The 20,401-nt window shown below is 64.5% G+C and carries 18 protein-coding genes; 9 read left to right on the top strand and 9 right to left on the bottom strand.

From position 1 onward, the window contains the following. Positions 1 to 34: 34 nt before the first annotated feature. Both AC07U1_RS12385 and thiS read right to left on the bottom strand, forming a co-directional pair. A complete protein-coding gene (locus AC07U1_RS12385; RefSeq protein ID WP_495176307.1) occupies positions 35 to 817 on the bottom strand; it encodes a bifunctional sulfur carrier protein/thiazole synthase protein in 783 nt (260 codons plus the stop codon). Continuing rightward, on the bottom strand, positions 810 to 1,010 hold the full coding sequence (gene thiS, locus AC07U1_RS12380) for a sulfur carrier protein ThiS (protein WP_056348288.1): 201 nt from the start codon (positions 1,008 to 1,010) through the stop codon (positions 810 to 812). The genes AC07U1_RS12385 and thiS overlap by 8 nt, the downstream gene beginning before the upstream one ends. An 81-nt stretch (positions 1,011 to 1,091) precedes the next feature. On the opposite strand from thiS, the gene AC07U1_RS12375 reads away from it, so the two are divergent. The 4 genes from AC07U1_RS12375 (at position 1,092) to AC07U1_RS12360 (ending at position 4,881) form a co-directional block, all read left to right on the top strand. Next, positions 1,092 to 1,532 carry a type II 3-dehydroquinate dehydratase gene (locus AC07U1_RS12375; protein WP_187138889.1) on the top strand — a complete coding sequence of 147 codons (441 nt, stop codon included), beginning with the start codon at positions 1,092 to 1,094 and terminating at the stop codon, positions 1,530 to 1,532. Between the two features lie 76 nt (positions 1,533 to 1,608). Beyond that, positions 1,609 to 2,088 carry an acetyl-CoA carboxylase biotin carboxyl carrier protein gene (gene accB, locus AC07U1_RS12370; RefSeq protein WP_056348293.1) on the top strand — a complete coding sequence of 160 codons (480 nt, stop codon included), beginning with the start codon at positions 1,609 to 1,611 and terminating at the stop codon, positions 2,086 to 2,088. An 8-nt stretch (positions 2,089 to 2,096) separates the two neighbouring features. After that, the gene (accC, locus tag AC07U1_RS12365; protein ID WP_495176308.1) at positions 2,097 to 3,458 is read left to right on the top strand and encodes an acetyl-CoA carboxylase biotin carboxylase subunit; all 1,362 of its coding nucleotides are present in this window, start codon (positions 2,097 to 2,099) and stop codon (positions 3,456 to 3,458) included. Between the two features lie 97 nt (positions 3,459 to 3,555). Continuing rightward, positions 3,556 to 4,881: a L,D-transpeptidase family protein gene (locus AC07U1_RS12360; RefSeq protein ID WP_495176309.1), complete on the top strand. Its 1,326-nt coding sequence runs from the start codon at positions 3,556 to 3,558 to the stop codon at positions 4,879 to 4,881. 160 nt (positions 4,882 to 5,041) lie between these two features. Here AC07U1_RS12360 and AC07U1_RS12355 read toward each other — a convergent pair whose 3' ends face one another. Continuing rightward, positions 5,042 to 5,776 carry a murein L,D-transpeptidase catalytic domain family protein gene (locus AC07U1_RS12355; RefSeq protein ID WP_495176310.1) on the bottom strand — a complete coding sequence of 245 codons (735 nt, stop codon included), beginning with the start codon at positions 5,774 to 5,776 and terminating at the stop codon, positions 5,042 to 5,044. 177 nt (positions 5,777 to 5,953) lie between these two features. Between AC07U1_RS12355 and AC07U1_RS12350 the strand changes: the two genes are divergently transcribed. The 3 genes from AC07U1_RS12350 (at position 5,954) to AC07U1_RS12340 (ending at position 7,321) form a co-directional block, all read left to right on the top strand. After that, complete coding sequence (locus AC07U1_RS12350; RefSeq protein WP_495176311.1) at positions 5,954 to 6,298, top strand: arsenate reductase family protein; 345 nt, start codon at positions 5,954 to 5,956, stop codon at positions 6,296 to 6,298. 204 nt (positions 6,299 to 6,502) lie between these two features. After that, positions 6,503 to 6,958, top strand: coding sequence for a helix-turn-helix domain-containing protein (locus tag AC07U1_RS12345; RefSeq protein ID WP_495176312.1), 456 nt, complete (start codon positions 6,503 to 6,505; stop codon positions 6,956 to 6,958). A 156-nt stretch (positions 6,959 to 7,114) separates the two neighbouring features. Then, positions 7,115 to 7,321, top strand: coding sequence for a hypothetical protein (locus AC07U1_RS12340; RefSeq protein ID WP_082545055.1), 207 nt, complete (start codon positions 7,115 to 7,117; stop codon positions 7,319 to 7,321). A gap of 6 nt (positions 7,322 to 7,327) precedes the next feature. Here the strand turns inward: AC07U1_RS12340 and AC07U1_RS12335 are convergent, their stop codons facing one another. Both AC07U1_RS12335 and recF read right to left on the bottom strand, forming a co-directional pair. Beyond that, positions 7,328 to 8,095 carry a hypothetical protein gene (locus AC07U1_RS12335; protein ID WP_495197707.1) on the bottom strand — a complete coding sequence of 256 codons (768 nt, stop codon included), beginning with the start codon at positions 8,093 to 8,095 and terminating at the stop codon, positions 7,328 to 7,330. 48 nt (positions 8,096 to 8,143) lie between these two features. After that, positions 8,144 to 9,253, bottom strand: coding sequence for a DNA replication/repair protein RecF (gene recF, locus AC07U1_RS12330; RefSeq protein WP_495176314.1), 1,110 nt, complete (start codon positions 9,251 to 9,253; stop codon positions 8,144 to 8,146). A gap of 346 nt (positions 9,254 to 9,599) precedes the next feature. On the opposite strand from recF, the gene AC07U1_RS12325 reads away from it, so the two are divergent. Next, complete coding sequence (locus AC07U1_RS12325) at positions 9,600 to 9,731, top strand: hypothetical protein (protein ID WP_262407985.1); 132 nt, start codon at positions 9,600 to 9,602, stop codon at positions 9,729 to 9,731. Between the two features lie 60 nt (positions 9,732 to 9,791). Beyond that, entirely contained in the window at positions 9,792 to 9,971 is a 180-nt protein-coding gene (locus AC07U1_RS12320; RefSeq protein ID WP_056348315.1) for a PspC domain-containing protein, read from the top strand. A 98-nt stretch (positions 9,972 to 10,069) separates the two neighbouring features. Here AC07U1_RS12320 and AC07U1_RS12315 read toward each other — a convergent pair whose 3' ends face one another. The 4 genes from AC07U1_RS12315 to AC07U1_RS12300 form a co-directional block, all read right to left on the bottom strand. Further along, positions 10,070 to 10,786, bottom strand: a complete 717-nt coding sequence (locus tag AC07U1_RS12315) for a TonB-dependent receptor (RefSeq protein WP_495176315.1) — start codon at positions 10,784 to 10,786, stop codon at positions 10,070 to 10,072. A gap of 137 nt (positions 10,787 to 10,923) precedes the next feature. Further along, positions 10,924 to 15,210, bottom strand: a complete 4,287-nt coding sequence (gene rpoC, locus AC07U1_RS12310) for a DNA-directed RNA polymerase subunit beta' (protein WP_187138896.1) — start codon at positions 15,208 to 15,210, stop codon at positions 10,924 to 10,926. 55 nt (positions 15,211 to 15,265) lie between these two features. Next, positions 15,266 to 19,444 (bottom strand): DNA-directed RNA polymerase subunit beta, encoded by a 4,179-nt coding sequence (gene rpoB, locus AC07U1_RS12305; protein WP_056348324.1) that lies wholly within the window; start codon positions 19,442 to 19,444, stop codon positions 15,266 to 15,268. A gap of 224 nt (positions 19,445 to 19,668) precedes the next feature. Next, complete coding sequence (locus AC07U1_RS12300; protein WP_492739040.1) at positions 19,669 to 20,349, bottom strand: TetR/AcrR family transcriptional regulator; 681 nt, start codon at positions 20,347 to 20,349, stop codon at positions 19,669 to 19,671. Positions 20,350 to 20,401: the final 52 nt, after the last annotated feature.

Below are 20,401 nucleotides of genomic sequence, written 5' to 3'. Positions count from 1 at the left end.
ACCATAGCGGCGCGCCCGGCCGACGACAGCCCCGTCAGATCAGCCCCGCCAGGGGGCTCGACGGGTCGGCATATTTGCGCAGCCCCATGCGCCCAGCCAGATAGGCGTCGCGCCCCGCCTCGACCGCGAGCTTCATCGCGCGCGCCATACGAATCGGGTCCTTCGCCTCGGCGATCGCGGTGTTCATCAGCACGCCGTCGCAGCCGAGTTCCATCGCCACGGCGGCATCGCTCGCGGTGCCGACCCCGGCGTCGACGAGCACCGGCACCGACGCCCCCTCGACGATCAGGCGGATCGTGACGCGGTTCTGGATGCCCAGCCCCGACCCGATCGGCGCGCCGAGCGGCATGATCGCCACCGCGCCGGCGTCCTCGAGCTGCTTCGCGGCGATCGGATCGTCGACGCAATAGACCATCGGCAGGAAGCCCTCTTTGGCCAGCACCTCGGTCGCCTCGAGCGTCTCGCGCATGTTCGGATAAAGCGTCTTCGCCTCGCCGAGCACCTCGAGCTTCACCAGATCCCAGCCGCCCGCCTCGCGCGCCAGCCGCAGCGTGCGGATCGCGTCGTCGGCGTTGAAGCAGCCCGCCGTGTTGGGCAAATAGGTGATCTTCTTCGGGTCGATATAGTCGGTCAGCATCGGCGCGGTCGGGTCGGACACATTGACGCGCCGCACCGCGACGGTGACGATCTCCGCCCCGGAGGCTTCGACCGCGGCGGCGTTCTGCTCGAAATCCTTATATTTGCCGGTGCCGACAATCAGGCGCGAGGTGAAAGTCCGTCCGGCGACACTCCATTGATCTGCTGACAACTCAACCACCTCCCACGAAATGAACGATTTCCAGCGCGTCGCCCTCGGCGAGCGCGACGTCGGCAAGCGTCGAGCGCGGGACGATCTCGCGGTTGCGCTCGACCGCGACCTTCTTCACGTCGAGCCCCAGCGACGCGACGAGATCGGCGATGCTGCCCTCGCGCACCTGCCGCGGATCGCCGTTGAGAATGATCGAAATCAAGGGAGTTTCCGCCTCGCTTTGCCTTTTGCCGAGCAGCCCATATAGGGGGAGCGCATTTCGCCGCAACCGAAAGACCGTGCATTGACCGACAAGCCCACCGTCTATGTCCTCAGCGGCCCCAATCTCAACCTGCTCGGCACGCGCGAGCCCGAAATCTATGGCCATGACACGCTGAACGACATCCATGCGCGGCTGGAGGCGCAGGCCGACGGCCTCGGCATCCGCCTCGAATGCCGGCAGACGAACCACGAGGGCACGCTGATCGACTGGCTGCATGAGGCCTATGTCGCGGGCGCAAAGGCGGTGCTGCTCAACGCGGGCGGCTATACCCACACCTCGATCGCGATCCACGACGCGATCAAGTCGATCAAGGTGCCGGTGATCGAGGTTCATTTGTCGGACCCGATGAAACGCGAATCCTTTCGCCATATCAGCTATGTAGGCATGGCGGCGGCGCTGCATTTTGCCGGGCACGGCGCGGCCAGCTATACGCTGGCGCTGGACGCCGCCGCGTCTCTCTGACAAGAGGCGGCATCGAAAACAGGGGTCCGCGCGTCTTCACGTCATGAAAGGCGCCGCAACAAGCAGGAAAATCATCATGGGTGACCATAAAGACAATGGCATCAACATCGATCCGGCCTTCGTCCGCGCGCTCGCGGAACTGCTCGACGATACCGGCCTGTCCGAAATCGAGGTCGAGGACGGCGAACGCAAGATCCGCGTCGCGCGCACGCTGACCGCCGCCGCGCCGGTCGCCTATGCGCCCGCCCCGGTCGCCGCGCCCGCCGCCGCTTCGGCCCCTGCGGCCATCGCCGCGCCGGCCGCACCCGCCGTCGACAGCTTCGCCGACGCGGTGAAGTCGCCGATGGTCGGCACCGTCTATCTCGCCCCCGAACCGAGCGCGCCGAACTTCGCGGCCATCGGCTCGGCAGTAAAGGCCGGCGATACCATTTTGATCATCGAGGCGATGAAGGTCATGAACCCGATCGTCGCGCCCGCGTCGGGCACGCTGAAGGCCGTGCATGTCGAGAACAGCCAGCCGGTCGAGTTCGACCAGCCGCTGTTCACCATCGGCTGAGCAATCGCATGACGATCGAAAAGCTGCTGATCGCCAACCGCGGCGAAATCGCGCTGCGCATCCACCGCGCGTGCCACGAGATGGGCATCAAGACCGTCGCGGTCCATTCGACCGCCGACGCCGACGCGATGCACGTCCGCCTTGCGGACCAAGCCGTGTGCATCGGCCCGCCGGCCGCGAAGGACAGCTATCTCAATATCCCCGCGATCATCTCGGCCGCCGAGGTTACGGGCGCCGACGCAATCCATCCCGGCTACGGCTTTCTGTCGGAAAACGCGCGTTTCGCCGAGATCATCGAGGCGCATAACCTCGTCTTCGTCGGGCCGAAGCCCGAACATATCCGCACCATGGGCGACAAGGTCGAGGCGAAGCGCACCGCGGTCGCGCTCGGCATGCCCGTCGTTCCGGGGTCGCCCGGCGCCGTGACCTTTGGCGACGAGACGAAGAAGCTCGCCGCGGCGATCGGCTATCCGGTGCTGATCAAGGCCGCTTCGGGCGGCGGCGGGCGCGGCATGAAGGTCGTGCCCGACGAGGACAGCCTTGAGAGTCTGATGGGTCAGGCCTCATCCGAAGCCGCGGCGGCGTTTGGCGACCCCACGGTCTATATGGAAAAATATCTGGGCGATCCGCGCCATATCGAATTTCAAGTCTTCGGCGACGGCCAGGGCAATGCGATCCACCTCGGCGAGCGTGACTGCTCGCTGCAGCGCCGCCACCAGAAGGTGCTCGAAGAAGCCCCCTCGCCCGTCATCTCGGCCGAGGAACGCGCGCGCATGGGCAAGATCTGCGCCGACGCGATGGCCAAGATGCATTATCGCGGCGCCGGCACGATCGAGTTCCTGTGGGAAAATGGCGAATTCTTCTTCATCGAGATGAACACCCGCATCCAGGTCGAGCATCCGGTGACCGAAATGATCACCGGCTTCGACCTCGTCCGCGAACAGATCCGCATCGCCGATGGCCGCGGGCTGTCGGTCAAGCAGGAGGATCTGGAATTTCGCGGCCATGCGATGGAATGCCGCATCAACGCCGAGGATCCGCGTACCTTCATGCCCTCGCCCGGCAAGGTCACCCAGTACCACCCGGCGGGCGGCATGCACGTCCGCGTCGATAGCGGGCTTTACGCCGGCTATTCGATCCCGCCCTATTACGACAGCATGATCGGCAAGCTGATCGTCTATGGCCGCACCCGCGAAAGCTGCATGATGCGCATGCGCCGCGCGCTCGAGGAAATGGTTGTCAGCGGGGTCAAGACCAACATCCCGCTGCACCAGGCACTGCTTTCGGCCCCCGACGTGATCCACGGCGACTATACGATCAAGTGGCTGGAGGAATGGCTGGCGAAGCAGGACGAAGAGGCGTCGGCCTGACCGCCCGACACCCTTGCCTTCGGCGAGGGGCTAATCGCGCCGAGCTGTGGCCCAGCTCACTTTCACTGGGGGCGCTTTTTGGCTATGGGCCTTGACCATGGTCAAAATCTCCCCCCTCGCCGCCCCGCTTCTTGTCTCGCTGACACTCCTTGCCACCCCGGCCTCTGCGCAGGGGGTCAAGGAAGATTCGGTCGTCGTCCAGCCGGACAAGGTCACCGACGACGCGCCGAAGGTCGAAAGCGCCGCCGAAGCCAATCTGCCGAGTTGGTCGAAGGCCAATGCCGAAGCCCTGCTGCGCAGCATCGAGGGCATCGGGGCCGAGGGGCTGTTCACCAAGGATTACAACCCCGAAGGCCTTGCCGCCGCGATCGTCAGCGACGACCAGGCGCGGCTCGACCGCACCGCGACCGACAGCTTCCTGCTGCTTGCCACCCACCTGCGCGACGGCCGCACCCCCAATGCCGCGCGCAAGCAGTGGTTCATGGTCGACGACGACGCCGACCATATGCCGCTGGTGTCGATGCTGACCTCGGCGTTGCTCGCCGGGTCGATCGCCGAGACGCTTGCCGGTCTCGACCCCGTCCATCCCGATTTCGCGGCGCTCAAGGCGTCGCTCGCGACGGCCAAGCCCGCCGACGCCAATGCGATCCGCGTCAATATGGAGCGCTGGCGCTGGATGCCGCGCGACCTCGGCCAGCGCTACATCGTCAGCAACGTCCCCGAATATCTGACCCGCGTCATCCATGACGGCACGATCATCGCAACGCACAAGGCCGTTGTCGGCAAGGCCAGCACCGCGACGCCCCAGCTCAACCCGATGGCGACCGGGATCATCGTCAACCCGACCTGGACGCTGCCGCGTAGCATCATCAACGAAGGCATCGGCGCGACGATCGCCAACAATCCCGCCTCGGCGCGCGCGCAGGGCTATACCTGGACGGGCAGCGGCAAGACGCTGTCGGTGGTGCAAAAGGCCGGGCCGGGCAATGCGCTCGGCGTGATGAAGCTCGAAATGCTCAACCCGCACGCCATCTATCTGCACGACACGCCGTCGAAGGGCGCCTTCGCCTCGGCGACCCGCGCCTTCAGCCATGGCTGCATCCGCACCGAACGCGCGCTGCACTTCTCGGGCCTGATGACTGTGATGTTCGCGGGCAAAAGTCCCGAGGAATTTGGCGCCGCCATCGCCAGCGGCGAAACGACACGCTTCGGCTTCGACCAGCCCTTCCCCGTCTATGTCGCCTATTGGACGGTGATCCCGGGCGACAAGGGCGGGGTGAAGAAACTCACCGACATCTATGGCCGCGACGCGCCGGTGGTGGCGAGCTTCGCCCAGCCCGGCCGCCCCGCCGCGATCATGATCGCGCCGACGGTGGTGCCGACGGTAGCGTCTGCGCCGGCGAAGGTCAGCGGCGGGAATTGATTCGATCCTCCCTGCGCCGAAGGCGTGGGAAGGTGGCAGCGCGAAGCGCTGACGGAGGGGCCGACGCCGTCAAAGGCTGGCGCGAGGCCGAAGCCCCTCCACCGCTTGCTTCGCAAGTGGTCCCCCTCCCCATCGCTGCGCGACAGGGAGGATTTTCGGCTCAATCCGCCTTGGTGGGAAAAACGCCCTGCCGGGCGCTCGCGCGCACCATATTCTCTGTGCCCGGCGCGGGCGGTCCCGGCAGTTCGAACGGCACCGGCGCCGGCGGCGGCAGGCTCAGCTTGTCGGCGAACAGCAACCGCCCCGGACCCAGCTTGTAGAGGATCATCGGGAGCAATTCCTCACCGAACACGAAACAGCCCTCGCTGCGCCCCAGCTTGCCCTGCGTCGCGATCAGCGACGGTTCGGCATACCAGGCGCCATGGACGACGATTGCGCGCTGATCGGCATTGTTGTTGTCGGGCTCGAGTCCCGCGAGGCGCATCGACGACCCGTTGCTGCCCCAATAATAATCGCTGGTCCGATATGCCCCGCGCGAGGTCGCGAGCGACCCCACGCGGTTCGAAAAGCTCTTGAGCCAGCCGTCGTGCTGCGGGTCGGAGCCGCGACCATGGGTGACCGGAAACATGTCGACCTTGCCCGCGACCATATCGACCAGCGCGAAGCGCGCGCGCGACGACGGCAGGCCGAAATCGACGATTCCGACACGGTCGGTTTGCGAAATATTGCGGCCCTGCGTCGCCAACTGGCGTTTCGCGACGGCGAGATAGTCAACCGGTGGCTGCGACGACACCGGCTGCTGAATCCAGCCCGGCATCGTCTGCGCGCGCAGCGCGGTCGCGGCGAAAGCGCCTGCGCCCGCCACCGCGGCCAGCATCGATCGGCGATCGATCATTTTTGTCACGTGCAACCCAACCCCGTCTGCCGCCTCTGGCGATCCCTCGTCCGGGTATTAGCCGCAGCTTCGCCTGCGATGGCAAGCGGCAATGCGTTCTTCATGCCGCCAGTTGTGGCATAATCGCCATGAACGGCGGGTTTACACGGCAACCCCCGCCGCGATAGAGCCGGTGCCATGAAAGCAACCATCTGGCACAACCCCGCCTGCGGCACCTCGCGCAAGACGCTCGCGATTCTGCAAGAGACGCCCGGCGTCGACCTCACCGTCGTCGAATATCTCAAGACGCCCTATGAAGCCGACAAGCTGCGCCAGCTGTTCGAAGCCGCGAACATCAGCGCCCGCGACGCCCTCCGCCTGCGCGGCACCGACGCCGCCGAGCGCGGCATGGCCGACTGGAGCGAAGACGCGATCATCGCCGCGATGGCGGCGAGCCCGGCCTATGTCGAACGCCCCTTCGTCGAGACCGATAAGGGGGTTCGGCTGTGCCGACCGATGGACAAGGTGCACGAGATTCTCTGATCGGTTTCGACCGCTTGGGGGTGGGAAGCGGACGCCTATGTCACCGTCATCCCGGGCTTGACCCGGGACCCGCATTTCTTCTTTCGCTGCCGGTTCAAAGACAAGGCAGGCCCCGGGTCAAGCCCGGGGTGACGGGAATGGAGCGACAGCAACCGCTCGATTTATGCCGTTCCGATCCAATCGGCGTCGAACGACGGACAAGCGGTGGAATCCGAACCAACCGGTTTTGGACGAAACGATGCGGAGGCAGATGTCGGGCCGGAAAGCGAGGCAATGAAATCGCTCGCGGCGGCCAACCCTTGCGACCAGCATGGGTCAATGGCTTTGACACTGAAGCACATTATCGTTCATGCCTCGGACCCGGAGGCGACTGCCGACAGCGAAGGAAAAGGGAAAACAATGGCCGCGCCATTTTCAATGGACGAGCGACGCGAGCACTTCGCTTATTGCGTCCAACTATTTGGTGGCACCACGGCTTTCTCGCGGCGTCTTGGCATCGACGAGCGGGCCATCCGCCGTTTTATCAACGGCGAGCGGCCTCTTGGTGCCGGACTTCTGGAGGACACCGCAAAGGCACTACGCCTGCTCATCGCGGAGGCAACCACGGCCGAAGAACAGATCGCTGCCACATTGCGCTTTCCACCGACCGATCCGTCATAATTTGCCCCATCAGACCCGTCGCGATTAGCGTTCGATGGCGGAGGGTCAGGACCGGGGGACGGAAAATGGTCCGCTGAGCTGCTGAAATTGGTCGAAAGCCGACCAAAGGACGCTTCCCGCTGGACAGAATCGCGACCCTGCCGCTACCCGCGCGCCATGGGTATCACCGCAACAATCATGAACACCGCCACCGGCCAGCCGATCCAGAAGATGAGCTTTGGCCGCATGCCGAAACCATGGGCCAGCTTCACGCTCGAAACCGGCGAACTGGTCACCGCCGAGCGCATCGACGTCGGCAAGCCCGCGCCGGGCAAATTCGTCGCCCCGGTCAGCGTCTGGGTGACGGTCAAGCCGAAGGGCTGATAGCGCCTATTTCTTGTCCCACGGCGACGACGTGTCGCCGGACGCAACCCCACCGCCCCCGCCACATGGCGTCAGCACCGCGGGCGCGGGTTCGCGCAGCGTGAACACGCCGTCGTTGACGATCTCGATCGCGCCCGACGCCGACTTGCGCTGCATCACCGTGATGCAATAATCGCTGTGGTTCGGCCAGATCGCGTCGAACTGCGCCGACGGCACCGCGATATCGGTGCTTTCGCCGGCCTGATACGGGTCGATCTCGAACGAATCGCGCCGTCCCTTGCGGCCATGGCTCGCATATTTGATCGGATAGCTGGCGGGCTCCCAGGCGGCGGAGGAAAAGCCGAACTCGGTCCAGTCGCTGATCCGCCAGGCGGCTTCCCCACCGACAAAGCCCGTGAGGAACGGGAGAAACAGCACGATCAATATCTTCTTGGCGATCCCCATCGGCTCGTGCGGCCGCGTGATGACGAACAGCGCAAAGGGTATGCCGAGGACAAAGCCGATCAGCCGCATCGCGTTGAGGAAGGTCCCGTTGATCGGCGTGATCAGCGAGGTCCCCGAAAACAGCGCCTCGATGCACAGCAGCGTCAGCAACCCGCCCAATATGATAGCAGCAAGGCGCAACGCCGAAATGCGGTTGGCCGGTTCGTCGGCCTCGAAGGCATAGGGTGGTGCCCGCTCGGTCACCGGCTCCCCGGCAGACGCGCCCATCAACGCGCTGCGCCGCCGTCCGAAACCCCCGCCCGTCAGATTGTCGCGACTGTCCATGGCCATGCCCCCTCTGACGGCACAGCTATACGGCAAGCCTTGATATCGCGTTACTTATCCCGCCCCAATCCGTCCGCCCGCGATGCGGAAGCGCGTCACCGGCCCCGGCATCTCCGCGAACAGCGCCGCCTCGGTGCCGGTCAGCCAGGCCTGTCCACCCTGCCCCACCAGCCGCTCGTAGAGCGCCGCGCGGCGCATCGGGTCGAGGTGCGCGGCGACTTCGTCGAGCAGCAACACCGGGCGCTGGCTGCGCGCGCGCGCGACGCAATCGCTGTGCGCGAGGACGAGCGAGAGTAGCATCGCCTTTTGCTCGCCGGTCGAGCAGCGCGCCGCGCTGCGCCCCGTCGCGGCGTGGACCGCCATCAGGTCGTCGCGATGCGGCCCGGCGGTCGCGCGGCCCGCTGCCGCGTCGATACGCCGCCGTCCGGCGAACAACGCCCTCAGCGCGTCCGCCGTCCATGGCGCCCCGCGCTGTGCGCCCTCGCTGTCGACCAGCGTCAGCAGCGGGCGCGCGAAGGGCGCGTCGGGTTGCTGCGCCAGTTCGACCGACAACCCCGCGAGTGTCCTCTGCCGCGCCGCGTCCATCGCCGCGCCATGGTCGGCGAGTTGCGCCTCGAGGCTGGTCAGCCATTGCAGGTCGGCGCCCGCGAAGTCGGCGAGCAATTTGCCGCGCGCGCGCAGCGCCGCCTCATAGCGATTGCCGTGCTGCGCGTGGCGCGGGTCGAGGGCGAGGACCAGCCGGTCGAGGAAGCGCCGCCGGTTGCCCGCGGTCTCGACGAACAGCCGGTCCATCGCCGGGGTCAGCCACAGCACCGCGAGCCAGTCGCCGAGCGCCGTCGCCGCCGCAGCCGCGCCGTTGACCCGCACGATCCGCCGACCGGGGTGCGCGGGCTCGATCCCGGTACCCAGCGCGACCGGCGCCAGATCGTCGCCCGCCTGCACCTCGGCGAAGACCGCGAAGCCCCCGCTGGCACCGTCGCGCACCATGTCGGACAGCGCCGCGCGCCGCAGCCCGCGCCCCGGCGCGAGCAGCGAGACGGCCTCCAGGATATTGGTCTTGCCCGCGCCATTGTCGCCGTGCAGCGCGACAAGGCCAGGCCCGGCCGCCATTTCCGCCGCGGCATGATTGCGAAAATCGGTGAGCGAGAGGCGGGCGAGTGTCATTGAGCCGTCGTCCTAGGGGATTTGGCGCGGCGAAGGAACGCCCTGTTTCCCCCCTCCCGCTTGCGGGAGGGGTCGGGGGAGGGTTTGTCTTTTGAACACTGCGTAAGAAACATGCCCTCCCCTAACCCCTCCCGCAAGCGGGAGGGGGATAGCCCCACTAACCCATGTTAGAAATTTCCATTCATTGGGAATTAATCCCGCTAGACAGGATTTTTCCCGTTGAAACAATCGATCAAAATCCGAAAAACCGCAGTTAACCGACAATGAATGAAATTGGCACGGCTCCTGCATTACCCTTGGCATCTGCCGGAAGGTCCGGCGGGATGAAAAAAGGAAGGACAAAATCATGGCCCATTTCAACGCAGACTCGCTTCGCAGCTACGCCGTCGCCGCTTTCGCTTCGGTCTATTGCTCCGCGATGCTCTTCATGGTCGCCGTCGGTCAGACGGGTGCACATGTCGGTCAGTTGGTCGCTTGACCAACTGACCCGCCGCCACCGAAAAACGCCGGCCCGATGGCCGGGATGGAAAGGAAAGAAATGACACAGGGTTTTCGCAAGAATCGTCGCGATGGGATGGTCTTCGGCGTCTGCGCCGGCATGGCCGACCGCTTCGGCTTCGACGTCTTGTGGACGCGCGTCGCCTTTGTCGCGCTGACTTTGCTGGGCTTCGGCCTGCCACTGCTGCTGTACGTCACCGTCGCGATCCTCGCGCCGTAGAGCCGGCACCGGGCCGGCCGCCTTTCAGGCGCAGTCGCACCGGCCCGCACATTCCCACAGATCAAAGGCTCGCCGGTCTATCCCCCGGCGGGCCTTTTTCATTTGGGTCGGATCGAGAAATTATACGGCAGGTACAGGAACACCTCGGTCGGGCTGGCCTGCGCCCAGGCAAGCTGCTCGTTGAGCCCGGTAACCTCGACGCCATAGTCGGGACCGAAGGCCGCCGCGGTCTTCAGCCCCTCGGCCGCGACCAGCCTGACGATCTCGGTCCGATACTGGTCGGGATTCTTGATCGTCAGCGTGATGCCGCCACGCTTCTCGATCAGCGCACGACCGTTCGCGGGCACGCCTTTGACAAAAGTGTCGATCCGCTCCTGCGCGCTGCCGACCGAACCCGCGAGTCCCGCCTTGACGAACAGCCCGATCTCGCTGGTGTCGGGCCGTCCGCCGCGCTGGAAGACCAGGCCTTTGTAGTTTGTCAGCGTGACCTTGGTCAGTTCGAAATCGCCGGTAACCAGTTCGACGCCGGCACTCTCGGCGCGGCGGATCGCGGCCTCCAGCATCGCGTGGATCTCACGCTTGCGGACATCCTCCTCGCGCGAGTCCGAGGTGAATTGCACCCGCTGGATCGCGCTGTCGGCGGTGCGGCGCAGGCCCACCACCGGCTGCACATCGGCAAGATAGCCCGCCGAGGCGCGCTGCGCGGTGACCACCACCTCGCCCTGGATATTGCTGTTGTCCTGCGCGGCGACGCCACCGCCGCCCGCCGCCAGCGCGAGAACCGCCGCCGCAAGTCCGATCCTGCCGATACTCATGATACCCTCCTTCGCCGCAGACGTGCGTTCCGTGGACGGCGTATCAGGCAATGGCCTGCCCGGCCATGAACGAAAAAGGACCCGCCGGTTTCCCGGCGAGTCCTTGTTTCTTGTCGCAAGCCGTGTGGCCGAGGAGCTTACTCCTCGCCCTCACCTTCGGGACGGTCGATCACCGCGACATCGTCGGTGGTGAAGTCCTCGCCCTGCACCTTGCCCAGCGGATCGTCGCCGATCGCGGCCTCGGGGCCCTGCGCCAGTTCGGCGGCATGCTCTGCGGCGGCGGTCGCCGGTGCGATCAGGTCTACCTGGTTCGCGGCGCGCATCGCGGCGCGCAGCGCGGCATCCTTCGACGAGGCCGTCACGCGGACGCGGTTCATGGCAGCGCCGGTACCCGCCGGGATGAGGCGGCCGACGATGACATTTTCCTTAAGCCCGATCAGCGAGTCGACCTTGCCCTGCACCGACGCTTCGGTCAGCACGCGGGTCGTTTCCTGGAACGATGCCGCCGAAACGAAGCTGCGGGTCTGCAGCGACGCCTTGGTGATACCCAGCAGGACCGGGCGACCTTCAGCCTTGCGGCCATTCTTCGGCAGCTTGGCATTATATTCCATCATCTCCAGATAATCGAGCTGCTCGCCCGGCAGCAACGTGGTGTCGCCGCCTTCGGTGATCTCGACCTTTTGCAGCATCTGGCGAACGATCACCTCGATGTGCTTGTCGTTGATCTTCACGCCCTGCAGTCGATAGACTTCCTGGATTTCGGCGACGAGATATTCGGCCAGTGCCTCGACACCCATGACGTCGAGGATGTCGTGCGGGTTCGGCGAACCGCTGATCAGCGCATCGCCGCGCTTGACCTGGTCGCCTTCCTGCACTTCGAGGACCTTCGACTTGGGGATCAGATACTCGATCGGATCGCCTTCTTCCGGAACGATCGCGATCTTGCGCTTCGCCTTGTAATCCTTGACGAATTCAATGCGACCGCTGATCTTCGCGATGACGCTGTTGTCCTTCGGAATGCGCGCTTCGAACAGCTCGGCAACACGCGGCAGACCGCCGGTGATGTCGCGCGTCTTCGACGCCTCGCGGCTGACACGCGCCAGCACGTCGCCCGCCTGCACTTCCTGGCCGTCCTCGACCGACAGCATCGTGCCGACCGCCAGCAGGTAGCGCGCAGCCTCGCCCGACTGGTCGTCGAGCAGGGTCAGGCGCGGCTGGAGGTCTTCCTTCTTCGAACGACCCGCCGAGCGATATTCGATCACGACGCGCTGGGCGATGCCCGTCGCTTCGTCGACCTGTTCGATCAGGGTCTTGGTATCTTCCAGATCCTGATACTTCACGACGCCCTGCTTTTCGGTGATCAGCGGCATGGTGAACGGATCCCATTCGGCAATCCGCTCGCCCTTCTTCACCTTGTCGCCATCCTTGAGCAGGATGTGCGCACCATAGGGCAGCTTGTGCGACGCGCGCTCGCGGCCTTCGCTGTCGATCACCGCGACCTCGCCCGAACGCGCCAGCGCCAGGCGGCGGCCACGCTGGTCGACGATCGTCGGCATGTCGCGATATTCGATCGTGCCGTCCGAGATCGATTCGGCGTTCGACTGCTCGTTGACCTGCGCCGCGCCACCGATGTGGAAGGTACGCATGGTCAGCTGGGTGCCGGGTTCACCGATCGACTGGGCGGCGATGACGCCGACCGCTTCACCGATGTTCACCGGGGTCCCGCGCGCGAGGTCACGGCCATAGCATTTGCCGCAAACGCCCAGCGTCGCTTCGCAGACCAGCGGCGAACGGATCTTCACCGACTGGACTTCGGCGTCTTCGATCCGCTGCGTCGTCGGCTCGTCGAGCAGGGTGCCGACGGGCGCCAGCACATTGCCGTCCTTGTCGAGCACATCTTCCAACGTGGTACGGCCCAGGATGCGCTCGCCCAGCGAGGCGATCGTCGAACCGCCCTGGATGATCGCGCGCATTTCCATGCCGCGTTCGGTGCCGCAATCTTCCTCGATGACAACGCAATCCTGCGACACGTCGACCAGACGGCGGGTCAAATAACCCGAGTTCGCCGTCTTAAGCGCCGTATCCGCGAGGCCCTTACGGGCGCCGTGGGTCGAGTTGAAATATTCAAGGACGGTCAGGCCTTCCTTGAAGTTCGAGATGATCGGGGTTTCGATGATCTCACCCGACGGCTTGGCCATCAGGCCGCGCATGCCGGCGAGCTGTTTCATCTGCGCCTGCGAACCACGAGCACCCGAGTGCGCCATCATATAGATGGAGTTGATCGGGGCCAGACGACCCGTTTTCGGATCCTTCGGTTCGGCGCGGATTTCGTCCATCATCGCGTTCGCGACCTTGTCGCCGCACTGCGACCAGGCGTCGATCGCCTTGTTGTACTTTTCCTGCTGCGTGATCAGGCCGTCCTGATACTGCTGCTCGAAATCCTTCACCAACGCGCGGGTTTCGTCGACCATGCCTTCCTTCGACGCCGGGATGATCATGTCATCCTTGCCGAAGGAGATGCCGGCCTTGAACGCGTTGCGGAAGCCCAGCGCCATGATGGCGTCGGCGAACAACACGGTCTCTTTCTGGCCGGTGTGACGATAGACCTGATCGATCACGTCGCCGATTTCCTTCTTGGTCAGAAGGCGGTTGACGACGTCGAAGGGCACGGTGTGCGACTTCGGCAGGCATTCGCCGATCAGCATGCGGCCCGGGGTCGTCTCGAAGCGGCGCAGATATTCATTGCCCTTCTCGTCGGTCTGCGGGACGCGGCTGATGACCTTGGTGTGGAGCGTCACGGCACCGGTGAACAGCGCCTGATGCACTTCGGCCATGTCGGCGAGCAGCATGCCTTCGCCGGGTTCGCCCGCGCGTTCCATCGACAGATAATAGAGACCCAGCACCATGTCCTGCGACGGAACGATGATCGGCTTGCCGTTCGCGGGGCTCAGGATGTTGTTGGTCGACATCATCAGCACGCGCGCTTCCAGCTGGGCTTCCAGCGAGAGCGGTACGTGGACGGCCATCTGGTCACCGTCGAAGTCGGCGTTGAACGCGGCGCAGACCAGCGGGTGAAGCTGGATCGCCTTGCCCTCGATCAGCACAGGCTCGAACGCCTGAATGCCGAGGCGGTGAAGCGTCGGGGCGCGGTTCAGCAGGACCGGGTGCTCGCGAATGACTTCGTCGAGGATGTCCCAGACTTCCTTGCGTTCCTTTTCGACCCACTTCTTCGCCTGCTTCAGGGTCATCGAGAGACCCTTGGCGTCGAGGCGCGCGTAGATGAACGGCTTGAACAGCTCGAGCGCCATCTTCTTGGGCAGGCCGCACTGGTGCAGCTTGAGTTCGGGACCGGTCACGATGACCGAGCGGCCCGAATAGTCGACGCGCTTGCCGAGCAGGTTCTGACGGAAGCGGCCCTGCTTGCCCTTGAGCATGTCGGACAGCGACTTCAGCGGACGCTTGTTGGCGCCGGTGATCGTGCGACCGCGGCGGCCGTTGTCGAACAGCGCGTCGACGGCTTCCTGCAGCATGCGCTTTTCGTTGCGGACGATGATGTCCGGCGCGCGCAGCTCCATCAGGCGCTTCAGGCGATTGTTGCGGTTGATGACGCGGCGATACAGGTCGTTGAGATCCGACGTCGCGAAGCGACCACCGTCGAGCGGCACCAGCGGGCGCAGTTCGGGCGGGATCACGGGAACGACTTCGAGGATCATCCATTCGGGGCGATTGCCCGAATCGATGAAGCTTTCGACGACCTTCAGGCGCTTGATGATCTTCTTGGGCTTCAGCTCCGACTTGGTCGTCGCCAGATCTTCCATCAGGTCGGCGCGTTCCTGTTCGAGATCGAGATTCTCGAGCAGGACGCGGATCGCCTCGGCGCCGATGCCGGCGCTGAACGCGTCTTCGCCATATTCATCCTGCGCGTCGAGCAGTTCGTCCTCGGTCAGCAGCTGGAACTTTTCCAGCGGCGTCAGGCCGGGTTCGAGGACGATATAGGCTTCGAAGTACAGGACGCGCTCGAGCTGCTTGAGCTGCATGTCGAGCAGCAGGCCGATGCGCGATGGCAGCGACTTCAGGAACCAGATGTGCGCGACCGGCGCGGCGAGCTCGATATGGCCCATGCGCTCGCGGCGGACCTTGGTCACCGTGACTTCGACACCGCATTTTTCGCAGACGATGCCCTTGTATTTCATGCGCTTGTACTTGCCGCACAGGCACTCATAATCCTTGATCGGGCCAAAGATGCGCGCGCAGAACAGGCCGTCACGCTCGGGCTTGAACGTGCGGTAGTTGATGGTTTCGGGCTTCTTGATCTCGCCGAACGACCACGAACGGATCCGCTCGGGGCTCGCAATGCCGATCTTGATCATGTCGAAGGTTTCCGGCTTCGCGACCGGGTTCATGAAGTTGGTAAGCTGGTTCATATTCTAGCTCCACTCTTCCCCTCCCGCTTGGTGCGGGAGGGGCGAGGAAAAGATCTTATTCGGCGGCTTCGGGAAGGGCGTCGGGGCCTTCGTCGGGATCGGTCTCCGCATAGGAAGACAGTTCGACGTTGAGACCCAGCGAGCGCATTTCCTTGACGAGCACGTTGAAGCTTTCGGGAATGCCGGCCTCGAAGGTGTCGTCGCCCTTGACGATCGCTTCGTAAACCTTGGTGCGGCCGATCACGTCATCGGACTTCACCGTCAGCATTTCCTGGAGCGTGTAGGCGGCGCCATAAGCCTGGAGCGCCCACACTTCCATTTCCCCGAAGCGCTGGCCACCGAACTGCGCCTTACCGCCCAGCGGCTGCTGGGTAACAAGCGAGTAGGGCCCGATCGAACGCGCGTGGATCTTGTCGTCGACCAGGTGATGGAGCTTCAGGATATACATATATCCCACCGTCACCTTGCGGTCGAAGCGGTCGCCGGTGCGGCCGTCGTACAGATCGACCTGACCCGACCGGTCCAGACCGGCGCGTTCCAGCATCTCGGACACATCGCCTTCGCGCGCGCCGTCGAACACCGGGGTTGCAAAAGGCACACCCACCGAAAGATTGCCGGCAAGCTCGACGACCTCATCGGCGCTACGCGCCTTGATTTCGTCCGCATATTCATCGCCATAGGCCTGCAGAAGCGCTTCGCGCACCGCCTCGGGCGGAGCGCCCGCCTCGGGGTCGGGGTTCGCCATGCGCCAATCTTCGAGCGCCGCGGTGATCCGGCGACCAAAGCCGCGCGATGCCCAGCCGAGGTGCGTCTCCAGGATCTGCCCGACGTTCATGCGCGACGGCACGCCCAGCGGGTTGAGCACGAAGTCGACGTGCGTGCCATCTTCGAGGAACGGCATGTCCTCGATCGGCAGGATGCGGCTGATGATGCCCTTGTTGCCGTGACGGCCGGCCATCTTGTCGCCCGACTGCAGCTTGCGCTTCACCGCGACGAAGACCTTGACCATCTTGAGCACGCCCGGGGCGAGTTCGTCGCCGCGCTGCAGCTTTTCGACGCGATCTTCGTACTTCGCGCTGATCCGCTTGATCGCGTCGTCATACTGCGCCTTGATCGCTTCGAGGGCGGTCTGGGCATTGTCTTCGACGACCGCCAGCTTCCACCAATCGCCGCGGTCGAGTTCGACCAGCATGTCCTCGGTGACCACATCGCCCTTCTTCAGGCCCTTCGGTACCGCGCTGGTCGTCTGACCGATCAGCAGGTCCTTCAGGCTCGAGAAGGTCGCACGGTTGAGGATCGCGCGCTCGTCGTCGGCGTCCTGCTTCAGGCGCTCGATTTCCTCGCGCTCGATCGCGATCGCGCGCTCGTCCTTGTCGATGCCATGGCGGTTGAAGACGCGGACTTCGACGACCGTACCCGACACGCCCGGCGGCAGGCGGAGCGAGGTGTCGCGCACGTCGCTGGCCTTTTCACCGAAGATCGCGCGCAGCAGCTTTTCTTCCGGCGTCATCGGCGATTCACCCTTAGGGGTGATCTTGCCGGCCAGAATGTCGCCCGGGCCGACTTCGGCACCAATATAGACGATACCCGCTTCGTCGAGGTTGCGCAGCGCTTCCTCGCCGACGTTCGGGATGTCGCGCGTGATGTCTTCAGGGCCAAGGCGCGTGTCGCGCGCGGTGACTTCGAATTCCTCGATGTGGATCGAGGTGAAGACGTCGTCCTTCACGATGCGTTCGCTGATGAGGATACTATCCTCATAGTTATAGCCGTTCCACGGCATGAACGCGACGAGCACATTCTTGCCCAGAGCCAGTTCGCCCAGTTCGGTCGACGGACCGTCGGCGATGATGTCGCCGGTCTTGACCACTTCACCGACCTTCACCAGCGGACGCTGGTTGATGCAGGTGTTCTGGTTCGAACGCTGGAACTTCTGCAGGCGATAGATGTCGACGCCCGACTTGCCGGGCTCGACCATATCGGTCGCACGGATGACGATACGCGTCGCGTCGACCTGGTCGATGATGCCGCCGCGGCGGGCCGCGATGGCCGCGCCCGAATCGCGGGCAACGGTTTCTTCCATGCCGGTGCCGACGACGGGCGCTTCGGCCCGGATCAGCGGCACGGCCTGGCGCTGCATGTTCGATCCCATCAGCGCGCGGTTGGCGTCATCGTTTTCCAGGAACGGAATGAGCGATGCCGCGACCGAAACGAGCTGCTTCGGCGACACGTCCATCAGCGTGATCTGCGCCTTGGGCGCCATCAGGAATTCGCCCGCTTCGCGTGCCGAGATCAGGTCCTCGACAAAGCTCCCGTCCTCATGGAGATCGGCGTTCGCCTGCGCGACGGTGTGCTTCTGCTCTTCCATCGCCGACAGATAGACGACGTCGGTCGTGACCTTGCCGTCGATGATCTTGCGATAGGGGGTTTCGATGAAGCCATATTTGTTGACGCGCGCGAAGGTCGCGAGGCTGTTGATCAGACCGATGTTCGGGCCTTCCGGCGTTTCGATCGGGCAGATGCGGCCATAGTGCGTCGGGTGAACGTCGCGGACTTCGAAGCCCGCGCGCTCGCGCGTCAGACCGCCCGGCCCGAGCGCCGAAACGCGACGCTTGTGCGTCACTTCGGACAGGGGGTTGGTCTGGTCCATGAACTGCGAAAGCTGCGACGAACCGAAGAATTCACGCACCGCGGCAACCGCGGGCTTCGCGTTGATCAGGTCGTTCGGCATCACGGTCGATACGTCGACCGAACTCATGCGTTCCTTCACCGCGCGCTCCATGCGGAGCAGGCCGACGCGATACTGGTTCTCGAGCAGTTCGCCGACCGAGCGGACACGACGGTTACCGAGGTTATCGATATCGTCGATTTCGCCCTTGCCGTCCTTCAGGTTCACCAGTTCCTTGACCACGGCGAGGATGTCCTCGCTGCGCAGCGTCGTCACCGTGTCCTCGGCGTCGAGGCCGAGGCGCATGTTGAGCTTGACGCGGCCGACGGCCGACAGGTCGTAACGCTCGGCGTCGAAGAACAGGCCGCCGAACAGCGCTTCCGCGGTTTCGCGCGTCGGCGGTTCGCCGGGGCGCATCACGCGATAGATGTCCGAAAGCGCCTGGTCGCGGTCCTCGGCCTTGTCGACCTTCAGCGTGTTGCGGATCCAGGGGCCGGTGTTGTTGTGGTCGATGTCGAGCAGGACGAGCTTGTCGATGCCCGCGCCGTCGATCTTCTCGAGATTCTCGGCCGACACTTCGTCGCCGGCTTCGATGTAGATCTCGCCGGTGGCTTCGTTGATCAGGTCATAAGCCGAGTAACGGCCGAAGATTTCCTCGGTCGGGATCAGCAGCGTGTCGAGACCATCCTTCGCCGCCTTGTTGGCGAGGCGCGGGCTGATCTTGTGGCCGGCGGCAAAGACGACTTCGCCGGTCTTGGCGTCGACGACGTCGAACGCGGGCTTCGACCCGCGCCAGTTTTCGACCATGAACGGCACGCGCCAGCCATTTTCGGCGCGCTCGAAGACGAGGCGGTCATAGAAGTCGTTGAGGATTTCCTCGCCCGTCATGCCCAGCGCATAGAGCAGGCTGGTGACCGGAAGCTTGCGCTTGCGGTCGATACGGACGTTGACGATGTCCTTGGCGTCGAATTCGAAGTCGAGCCACGACCCGCGATACGGGATCACGCGCGCGGCGAACAGGAACTTGCCCGACGAGTGGGTCTTGCCGCGGTCGTGATCGAACAGCACACCCGGCGAACGGTGCATCTGCGACACGATGACGCGCTCGGTGCCGTTGACGAAGAAGGTGCCGTTCTCGGTCATGAGCGGCATGTCGCCCATGTAGACGTCCTGCTCCTTGATATCGAGGACCGAACGGGTGTCGGTTTCGCTGTCGACTTCAAAGACGATCAGGCGCAGCGTGACCTTCATCGGCGCCGCATAGGTGATGCCGCGCTGGCGGCATTCGTCGACGTCGTATTTCGGCGCTTCGAGTTCGTAGTGGACGAAGTCGAGCTCGGCGGTGCCGGCGAAATCGCGGATCGGAAAAACGCTGCGCAGCGTCTTTTCGAGGCCCGAAACATAACCCGTCGACGGATCCGAGCGCAGGAACTGCTCATAGGATTCGCGCTGCACCTCGATGAGGTTGGGCATTTCCACCGCTTCGTGGATGTTGCCGAACAGCTTACGGATTCGCTTGCTTGCGGTTGCTTCGAGGGCCTTGCCCACCGACTTCGCCTTGGTCGCCATAAGTGATTGTCTCGCCTTGATAAAATAACTCGTGGGCGCATCGACGCGAAAAAAGCCGCAGGCAACCGTCGCCGGTTTACCGCAGCTTTCAAACGCCTGTCGAAATCCCCGCCGACCTATCCGTACAGCCTGCCGCGCAAAGTCAGGCTCTATCTCGGACGATGGGGTGTGACGGCGATATAGGATCGGGGCCCTGTTTTGTCAACGCGGCGGCGACAGGAACCTCAGCGATCGAGCCCGTCGATCTTGCGTTCGATCCGCTCCAGCCGCGCGGCGATATCGCCGCCAGCGCTGCCCGGCGGCGCTGGCAGGTTCAGCACCGGCATCACATAGATGGCGACGCGGCGCCGGATTTCCAGCGGATCGTCATAATCCTCGGCACCGAGCACGAGCATCTGGTGGAGCAGCCATTCGATCAACCGGTCGAGATCGTCGGGCGGCGCCCAGCCGCCCGAGGCGATCGCGCCGTCGAACATCGACCGCACCAGCGCCCCGGTGATCGACTTGTGCGCCGCGAGGAAGATCGAGAAATCGTCGTGGAGCAGCCCGTCCTGCGCGACCTTGTGGATCCACGGGGTGTTGCAGATGCTTTCGATCCCGCCCGCGATCACCTGCTCCAGCCGGTCCTCGATCGGCCCCAGCCCGACCGCGATCTTCGCCCCCTGTTCCAGATACGGCCCCGCCAGATGCCGGAGCAAGGCGAGCAGCAATCCGTCGCGGTTGCCGAACCAGCGATAGAGCGTTGCCCGCGACACTCCCGATTCGCGCACGACATGATCGATCGTCGTGTCGTGAAAACCGATGCGCGACACCACCTCGGCGGTCGCGTCGAGCACCGCCGCGCGCGCCGCATCGCCGCTCGCGGGGCGCAGATTTTGGCCGAGACTCGCGATCTTTCCCTCCATCGTTGAGACGCGCTGGCTAGCATATCCCACCCTATGAGGCAAAATGTTGCAT

Source organism: Sphingopyxis sp. GW821-FHT02C12 (assembly GCF_059421785.1).
This window is presented reverse-complemented; position numbering and strand designations above follow the sequence as displayed.